This is a genomic window from Mycobacterium sp. (assembly GCF_035570115.1).
Lineage (GTDB): Bacteria > Actinomycetota > Actinomycetes > Mycobacteriales > Mycobacteriaceae > Mycobacterium.
This window is the reverse complement of record NZ_DATMLH010000095.1, coordinates 1-7818: the sequence shown is the minus strand read 5'-3', so window position 1 is coordinate 7818 and position 7818 is coordinate 1. Positions and strand designations below refer to the sequence as shown.

Annotated in this window: 10 protein-coding genes; 6 read left to right on the top strand and 4 right to left on the bottom strand. The window is 66.3% G+C overall.

Translation table 11 applies throughout. The features are described from left to right. Nucleotides 1–100: 100 nt before the first annotated feature. Nucleotides 101–673, bottom strand: a complete 573-nt coding sequence (locus tag VNW74_RS08520) for a carboxymuconolactone decarboxylase family protein (protein ID WP_325676168.1) — start codon at nt 671–673, stop codon at nt 101–103. Nucleotides 674–711: 38 nt separating this feature from the next. On the opposite strand from VNW74_RS08520, the gene VNW74_RS08515 reads away from it, so the two are divergent. Continuing rightward, nucleotides 712–1068, top strand: a complete 357-nt coding sequence (locus tag VNW74_RS08515) for a winged helix-turn-helix transcriptional regulator (RefSeq protein ID WP_325676167.1) — start codon at nt 712–714, stop codon at nt 1066–1068. Here the strand turns inward: VNW74_RS08515 and VNW74_RS08510 are convergent. Further along, a complete protein-coding gene (locus VNW74_RS08510) occupies nt 1065–2537 on the bottom strand; it encodes a carboxyl transferase domain-containing protein (RefSeq protein WP_325676166.1) in 1473 nt (490 codons plus the stop codon). The genes VNW74_RS08515 and VNW74_RS08510 overlap by 4 nt on opposite strands. Before the next feature lie 27 nt (nt 2538–2564). Between VNW74_RS08510 and VNW74_RS08505 the strand changes: the two genes are divergently transcribed. From VNW74_RS08505 to VNW74_RS08485, 5 genes are read left to right on the top strand one after another with little or no spacing between them, the layout of a single operon-like run. Then, nucleotides 2565–3296: an enoyl-CoA hydratase gene (locus VNW74_RS08505; protein WP_325676165.1), complete on the top strand. Its 732-nt coding sequence runs from the start codon at nt 2565–2567 to the stop codon at nt 3294–3296. A gap of 4 nt (nt 3297–3300) precedes the next feature. Further along, the gene (locus VNW74_RS08500) at nt 3301–4428 is read left to right on the top strand and encodes an MBL fold metallo-hydrolase (protein WP_325676164.1); all 1128 of its coding nucleotides are present in this window, start codon (nt 3301–3303) and stop codon (nt 4426–4428) included. A gap of 45 nt (nt 4429–4473) precedes the next feature. Then, nucleotides 4474–4656: an antitoxin gene (locus VNW74_RS08495; RefSeq protein ID WP_325676163.1), complete on the top strand. Its 183-nt coding sequence runs from the start codon at nt 4474–4476 to the stop codon at nt 4654–4656. 9 nt (nt 4657–4665) lie between these two features. Further along, nucleotides 4666–5112 carry a type II toxin-antitoxin system Rv0910 family toxin gene (locus tag VNW74_RS08490; RefSeq protein ID WP_325676162.1) on the top strand — a complete coding sequence of 149 codons (447 nt, stop codon included), beginning with the start codon at nt 4666–4668 and terminating at the stop codon, nt 5110–5112. Nucleotides 5113–5118: 6 nt separating this feature from the next. Next, nucleotides 5119–5547: a hypothetical protein gene (locus tag VNW74_RS08485; protein ID WP_325676161.1), complete on the top strand. Its 429-nt coding sequence runs from the start codon at nt 5119–5121 to the stop codon at nt 5545–5547. On the opposite strand, the gene VNW74_RS08480 is transcribed toward VNW74_RS08485, so the two are convergent. Beyond that, nucleotides 5544–6488, bottom strand: coding sequence for a winged helix-turn-helix transcriptional regulator (locus VNW74_RS08480; RefSeq protein WP_325676160.1), 945 nt, complete (start codon nt 6486–6488; stop codon nt 5544–5546). The genes VNW74_RS08485 and VNW74_RS08480 overlap by 4 nt on opposite strands. Further along, the coding region (locus VNW74_RS08475) for a carotenoid oxygenase family protein (protein WP_325676159.1) at nt 6489–7818 on the bottom strand (1330 nt) is incomplete at its 5' end.

The window sequence follows — 7818 nt, the reverse complement described above, 5'->3', positions numbered from 1 at the left end:
GACAACCAAAACCCGGGGCGAGGTCGCACTTGTGTCCATGCCGCCCATGATGCCTGATTGTTGCCGCTAGCTGTGGGAACCCTCGCTGGACGGACCTGTCTCAATTCTCGCGCGATAGCGGAAATCGGCGGGCGCCGGGTTCTGGTGGCAACCGCAGTGAGTTCACCAGGTAACTGACGGTGCGGTAGGTGCCCGCGAGCATGAGCAGTTCCAGCACTGCTTCGTCCGAATGCCGTTTGGTGAGCTCTGCCCAAAGCTCGTCGTCGACTGTGCAGTCGTCGTGCAGGCTGTCACACAACCGGATCAGCAGCCGATCTTCGTCGGTCCAGCAGGTATCGTCGGGTCTGCCGACCGTCAACGACGTGATTTGTTCTTCTGTCAGGCCGGCTTTCGCGCCGAAGACGCTGACGTGCACGCCCCACTCGTACTCTGCGCCGCAGGACGCCGTCACCCGGTCGATGACGATCTCGCGTTGCCGGATGGTCAGATGCCCCCGGTCGAGCAACCCCGAGTTGAAGAACTTGAAGAACAGCCGGCGATCGCGGGCCAACGTGGTGAACAACACCAGGGGCGGGCGTCCGCGCATGATCGCGTCGATGGCTTGCGCGATGTCGTCGGGTAACGGCTCGGCGGCTGGAGCAATGCGAGCGCTATCATTTTTGTAGCATGGCATGGTGGCGACGGTAGCTCTCGTGCTACAAAATGTAAAGCATGAATTCGCCCCGCATCGGTTCGTCGGCCCGCGGCTCCCGCTCGGGGCGGCCGATCATGGTGGCCCTCGACGCGCTGGGTCGCCGCGGCGCTCTGCGGCTGCTGTGGGAACTGCGCAACGGGCCGCTGACTTTCCGGGCACTGCAAACGGCCTGCGACACCAACCCCGGGTCGCTCAACACCCGGTTGAAGGAACTGCGGCAGTTGTCCATCGTGGATCACGCAGACGCGGGTTATTTCCTTACTGCACACGGTAATTCGCTGATGACAGCGCTCGAGCCGCTGCAGACCTGGGCGCATCGCTGGGCGGCCGACGCATTCGATTCAGCGCCTCATCTCGGCCCGCCGGAGGGCTAGGGCAGCCCGATGCCGCGGTATCGCCGCAGGCGCGCCGCCATCCGTTCGGCATCTGCCACCCCGCGAAGCGCGTGCAGCTCGGCGGCGATTGCCACGGACAGCCGGCTGCAGAACTCTTTCGGCTCTTCGGCGGCGTCCGGGTGCTCCGGCACGACGACGTCGACGATGCCCGACGCCAACAAATCGGCCGATCGGATCCCTTGTGCGGCAGACAGTTCGGCGGCGTGCGCGGTGTCGCGGAAGACGATCGCGCTCGCGCCCTCGGGCGGCAGTGGCGCCAGCCAGCCGTGCAGTGCGGCCAGCACCCGGTCGGCCGGGACCATCGCCAGGGCGGGGCCGCCGCTGCCCTGACCGAGCAGCACCGACACCGTCGGGGTGTCCAGCGTGACCAGCTCAGCCAGACACCGGGCGATCTCGCCGGCCAGTCCACCCTCTTCCGCCTCGGCCGATAGCGCCGGGCCGGCGGTGTCGATGACGAGCACCAGCGGTAGCCGCAGACCGGCGGCCAACGCCATGCCGCGACGGGCCTCGCGCAACGCCGCGGGCCCGACCAGCCCGCCGACGATGCGCTGCTGGCCGAGGACCACCGCGGGCTGACCGGCGAACGTGGCCAGCGCCAGCAGCATGGTCGCCGCTTCACCCTGCTCGGTGCCGGACAGCAGCACCTGTTCGGTGCAGCCGTGTCGCAACAGCTGCCGCATCCCGGGTCGGTCCGGCCGCCGCGACGCCAGCACCGAGTCCCAGGCCGGGACGTCGGGCAGCGGTTCGGGCGGCGAGGGATCCGGCGGTGGCCCCGCGTCGTCGGCGACCACTTTGAGCGCACGGTCGAGGATGCCGCGCAGCTCCCCGAGCGGCACGACCGCGTCGATCACCCCATGCCGCTGCAGGTTCTCGGCGGTCTGGATGCCAGCGGGGAACGGTTCGCCGTACAGCTGCTCGTACACCCGCGGTCCCAGGAAGCCGACCAGTGCCCCCGGCTGGGCGATGGTGAGGTGCCCCAGCGAACCCCATGACGCGAACACCCCGCCGGTGGTCGGGTGCCGCAGGTACACCAGATAGGGCAGGTGCGCCTGTTTGTGCAGTGTGACGGCTGCTGCGATCTTGACCATCTGCAGAAACGCGACCGTGCCCTCCTGCATCCGGGTACCCCCGGAGCTCGGCGACGCCAACAGCGGCAGCCGCTCGGCGGTGGCACGTTGCACAGCGTCGGTGATCCGTTCGGCCGCGGCGACCCCGATCGAGCCGCCGAGGAATTCGAACTCGCAGACCACCACCGCTACCCGCCGCCCGAACACCCGGCCCTCGCCGGTCAGCACCGATTCGTCACGGCCGGACGTGGCCCGGGCCTCGGCAAGCTCGCGGGCGTACGACGCGTTCGTCGGCACCACCAGCGGCGTGGTGTCCCAGCTGATGAAGGTTCCCTCGTCGAGCACCGCGTCGCGCAGTTCATCGGTCCCGATCCGGCTCACGGGCCTGAGGCTAATAGGCTTGGGCGCATGATTGGTGTGACCCGCGTCGAAGACGTCCTGACCATTGAGATGCAGCGGCCGGAACGGCGCAACGCGCTGAACTCCCAGCTCGTCGAGGAGCTGCGCGAGGCCGTCGAGAAGGCGGCCGGCGAGAATGTCCGTGCCGTCGTCCTCACCGGGCAGGGCACCGTGTTCTGTGCCGGCGCCGACCTGAGCGGCGACGCGTTCGCCGCCGACTATCCCGACCGGCTCATCGAACTACACAAGGCCATGGACGCGGCGCTGGTCCCGGTGATCGGCGCGATCAACGGCCCGGCCATCGGGGCGGGCCTGCAACTGGCGATGCAATGTGACCTGCGGGTGGTCGCACCCGATGCGTTCTTTCAGTTCCCAACGTCGAAATACGGTCTGGCACTGGATAACTGGAGTATCCATCGACTATCTTCGCTGGCAGGCCATGGGCGAGCCCGGGCGATGTTGCTCTCCGCGGAGAAGCTGACCGCCGAGAGCGCGCTGGTGACCGGAATGGCCAACCGGATCGGCACGCTGGCCGATGCGCAAGCCTGGGCCGCCGAGATCGCCGGCCTGGCGCCGCTGGCCATCCAGCACGCCAAGCGGGTGCTGAACGACGACGGCTCCATCGAAGAGCCCTCGCCGGTGCAAAAGGAGCTTTTCGACAAGGCGTGGGGCAGCCAAGATGTGATCGAAGCGCAGGTGGCCCGGGTCGAGAAGCGGCCACCGAAGTTCCAGGGAGCCTGATCGCATGCTGCGCGAGGCGCTACGACTGGCCGCCGGCACCGTCACGCTGGCAACAGGTGGATGGGTGCTGCGCGCGCTCCATGGTGCGCCGGCCGCGCTCGGAGCCCAACCATCCGACATCCGTGCGACGGCCGAGCGGTCGCCGAATTTCCGCGACGGCGCGTTCGTCAACCTCGAGCCTGCGTCCCAGTTCAGCATCGACCGCGAGGAACAGCGGCAGATGTTGTGGGAGGTCGTCGGTAACCGCGGCGCGACCCGGCCAGCGGCGGCGATCCCGTTGGTGACGCCAGAGGCCCGAGCCTTCGAAACCGGTGCCGGCCAGATCGCGGTCAGCTGGTTCGGCCACTCGACGGCGCTACTGGAGGTCGACGGGTATCGCGTTCTCACCGACCCGGTGTGGAGTGAGCGCTGCTCACCGTCCGACATCGTCGGCCCCGGGCGAATGCATCCACCGCCGGTGCCGCTGGACGCGCTGCCGGCGTTGGACGCGATCGTGATCAGCCACGACCATTACGACCACCTCGACATCGACACCATCGTCGCACTGGCTCACAGCCAGTGGGCCCCATTCGTCGTTCCGCTGGGTGTCGGTGCGCACCTGCGTGATTGGGGCATTCCCGACGAGCGGATCATCGAACTGGACTGGAACGAGCAGGCGCAGGTCGACGAACTGACGCTGATCTGCACGCCGGCCCGGCACTTCTCCGGCCGCTTCCTGAACCGCAACTGCACGCTGTGGGCGTCGTGGGCGATCATCGGCCCTGCGCATCGGGCGTACTTCGGCGGCGACACCGGCTACACCAAAAGCTTTGCGGAGATCGGCGCTGAGCACGGACCTTTCGACGTGACGCTGCTGCCGGTCGGCGCCTACAACCGGACATGGCCGGATATCCACATGAATCCCGAGGAGGCGGTCCAGTCGCATCTGGACGTCAACGGCCGACTGCTGGTACCCATCCACTGGTGCACGTTCCGGCTGGCGCCGCACCCGTGGGCCGAACCGATTGAGCGGCTGCTGGCCGCGGCCGACGCCGCGCACATCCAGGTTGCGGTGCCAAAACCGGGGGAGCGGGTCGATCCCACGGCGACGGCGGAATTGGACCCGTGGTGGCGGCTGGTGGATAGACCCTGATGCGCCAACGGATTTGATGGTGTGGAGATAACGAAAGGACGAAACATGGGATTCCTGGACAAGGCCAAGGACCTGTTGGCCCAGAACGCCGACACTGTCGAGGCCGCGATCGACAAGGCTGGCGAGTTCGTCGATTCCAAGACCGACGGCAAGTTCAAGGACACCGTCAACTCGGTGCAGGAGGCGGCGAAGAACGTCTTGAAAGACAACGAGAAAGGCGACCAGTAGAAGTCATCCATGGCGAAACTTTCGGTATCCATCGACGTACCGCTGCCGCCCCAAAAGGCTTGGGAGGATGCGTCAAACCTGTCCCGCTACAAGGAGTGGCTGACCATCCACCGGGTGTGGCGAAGCAAGCTGCCCGAGCAGTTGGAGAAGGGCGCGGTCATCGAGTCGATCGTCGAAGTCAAGGGCATGCCCAACCGAATCAAATGGACGATCGTGAATTACAAGCCGCCGGAGGCCATGACGCTCGATGGTGACGGCGTCGGCGGTGTCAAAGTCAAGTTGATCGCCAAAGTCAAGCCGAAGGGCCCTGACATCCATGACTCGGTCGTCACCCTCGATGTGCATCTCGGGGGTCCGGCGCTGTTCGGGCCCATCGGCATGATTGTCGCCGCCGCCTTGCGCAGCGATATCCGCGAATCGTTGAACAAGTTCGTCACGGTCTTCGCGCCGGCCTGATCGAGTATGACCCGCCTACGCCCCGGATGGTTGGTTGCGCTGTTCGCCGCGACGGTGTCGGTGAGCGCGTGGCTGCCGTGGTTGAGGACGGGTATCAACGGTGGCGGCTGGGCCAACGCCATCGGTGGCAGCGCCGGCAGCCTGCATCTTCCGCCGGGCTTCGGGCCGGGTCAGCTGATCGTGCTGCTGTCCTCGACGCTGCTGGTGGCGGGCGCGATGGTCGCCAGGGGCTTGTCGGCGAAGCCGGCATCGGTTGCCGCGCTGGTGATCTCGCTGCTCGTCGTTGCGTTGACGGTTTGGTATTACGACGTCAACGTCAAGCCGCCGGTGGCGGCCGCCTACGGTCTTTACGTCGGCGGCGGCGCCGCGAGTGCCGCAGTGGTCTGCTCGGTGTGGGCGTTGGCGTCGTCGCCGCGCGGCGATCGATCCCGCTAGCCGACGCTGACCTGAGCACCTCTGAGCGGCTGAGCACATTGGTCGCAGGTCAACTCCCCGGTGAACGGCTGGCCGCAGCCGAGATGGGTGATCATCACGGCCGGCCCTTCCGGCGCGTGAAACCATTGCTGGCCGCACTGCAGCGCGGTGACGATCACCGGGAAGAGCGCTCGCCCCTTTTCGGTGAGTTGATAACGAGCGCGGGACTGCCCGGCGTGTCGTGACGCGGAAAGCACACCATTGGTGCAGAAGGTCTGCAGTCGGCCGGCCAGCAGTGTCGGAGGTGCCCCAAGCTGCGTCTGGAAATCGGTGAAGCGGCTGGTTCCGAGGAATGCGCACACCAACAGCGCAGCCGCCCAACGGTTTCCGAACACACTCATCGTCTCGGGGAATAACCCGGCCTGATGGGATTTGCCGTCAGCATTGGCTCTGCGTCGGGTGACCGCCTCGGGTACTGACCGCGGCCACGAGCCGCTGGGACCCCAGCGGGCCGTGACCTGTTTTTCGGTTACCACCTCGCTGCACGATCGGCAGGTCAGCGTGGGCGCGAAGTCGCTGTCACAGATCGTGTGGCGCATTCCCGGGAGCCGGTCGACATGCTCAGGCACCCATCGTCGCTCCCACTCCCAGATCGACAGCAGCACCGGCCAAAGGGCCCGTCCGCGTTGGCTGATCAGATACTCGGCACGCACCGGCCGGGCCCGGTAGGCCGTCCGGACCAGCAGTCCGTCATGCGTCAGCGCCCGCAACCTGTTGGTGAGCACCGAGTTCGAGATCGGCAGCCGCCGCATGAATTCGCCATACCGGGTTGCCCCCAACAGCGCCTGCTGGATGATCAGCAGCGTCCACTCGTCGCCGAGTAGACCGAGGATCCGCCCTACGGCATTCGTGCCGCCGGGGCTCAGCGTGGTCGGCGTCACGCCGCCGGGCGCCGACGTCACTCACAGCCCGATCGCGCCGGCCGGGGAGTCGGCGATATGCCAGCGCCGCAACTGTGCCCCCGGTGCCCACGTGGCATGGGTACCGCTGGAAATCCGCTCGGGCAGTGCAAGTTTGCATACCGGACCATCGCTGACTCGTGCGGCGTCAAAGACCAGGCAGTAGGAGCCGTCGGTGTTCATATCGGTGGTCAGTGTGACCAGATAGCCGTCGTCTTCGCCGCTGCCGCCCACCCGTGCAGCCATCGCGGCTTCGCTTCCGTAGACGCCGTCGCCGAACGGGTAGCGCTCTTCTGCTCCGGTGTGCAGGTCATGCTTGACCAGCCCGTCGAACAGGAACCAGCCCGGCTTGCCGGTGGCGGCATAGCTGTAGCGATAGTCGCTGGCCGCGTAATCGGCGTTGATCGTGCCGAATTCGGTAATCGAATCCGATAGTTGCTGTTCTCGCACCGCACCTGTGACCAGGTTGAACCGCCACCGGTGCAGCCGGGCTTGCAGCCGATCCAGCGCCAGGAAGCGAAAGAGCTTGTCCCACTGCGTGCCGCCGGTGTCGACGGGTTGCGGAGCCCCTTCGAAAAATCCGTCCAGCACGATCTCGTCGCCGTCTTCGTAGGCGTTGACGAAGTGCAGCACGAACGTCGGGTCCGCCTCGAACCAGCGGATGTCGCCGGTTCCGCCGCGACGCGGGAGCACGGCGAACCGCGATGGGATGTCGGGATAGAACCGCGGCAGATGTACATCGCGTTCGAGCAGCTTCGGATCCCAGAACAACGGGAAATCGTTGAGAATGACATAGTTTTCGGTGAAAGCCATATCGTGCGGCAGCCGCGGTCCGGGCAGCGGGATGTCGACGTAGTGGGCCAACTGGTTGCTTTCGTCGACAACGCCGTAGTGCATGTACGGGGCCCGCTTGCTGTAGTTGAAGAACAGCAGTTCGCCGGTTTTGGTGTCGACTTTGGGATGCGCGGACACACCCCACTCGGTCGGGAAGTCGCCCTCCCAGGTCTCCTTGCCGAGCGTATTGGCCGAATACGGGTCGAGGCGGTACAGATCACCGCATTGGTAGAAGCTGGTCAGGGCGATACCCCGGTGGACGATGACGTCGGTGCTCGACGCGTCCTTCATCTTCGTGCGAGCCCCCCAGCCCTGTTCACGCTTGGCCAAGTGCAGCGGTTCGGCGAGCCCCGGCCACAGCGGCTCGCCCGCTTCATTCTCGGCCAGGAAACCGTCGGTGCGGATAAAGCGATTGCGGTAGAAGGCCTTTCCATCGCGAAAGCCGATCACATGCAGCATGCCGTCGCCGTCGAACGGGTGATATGTCCGCAACGATGGG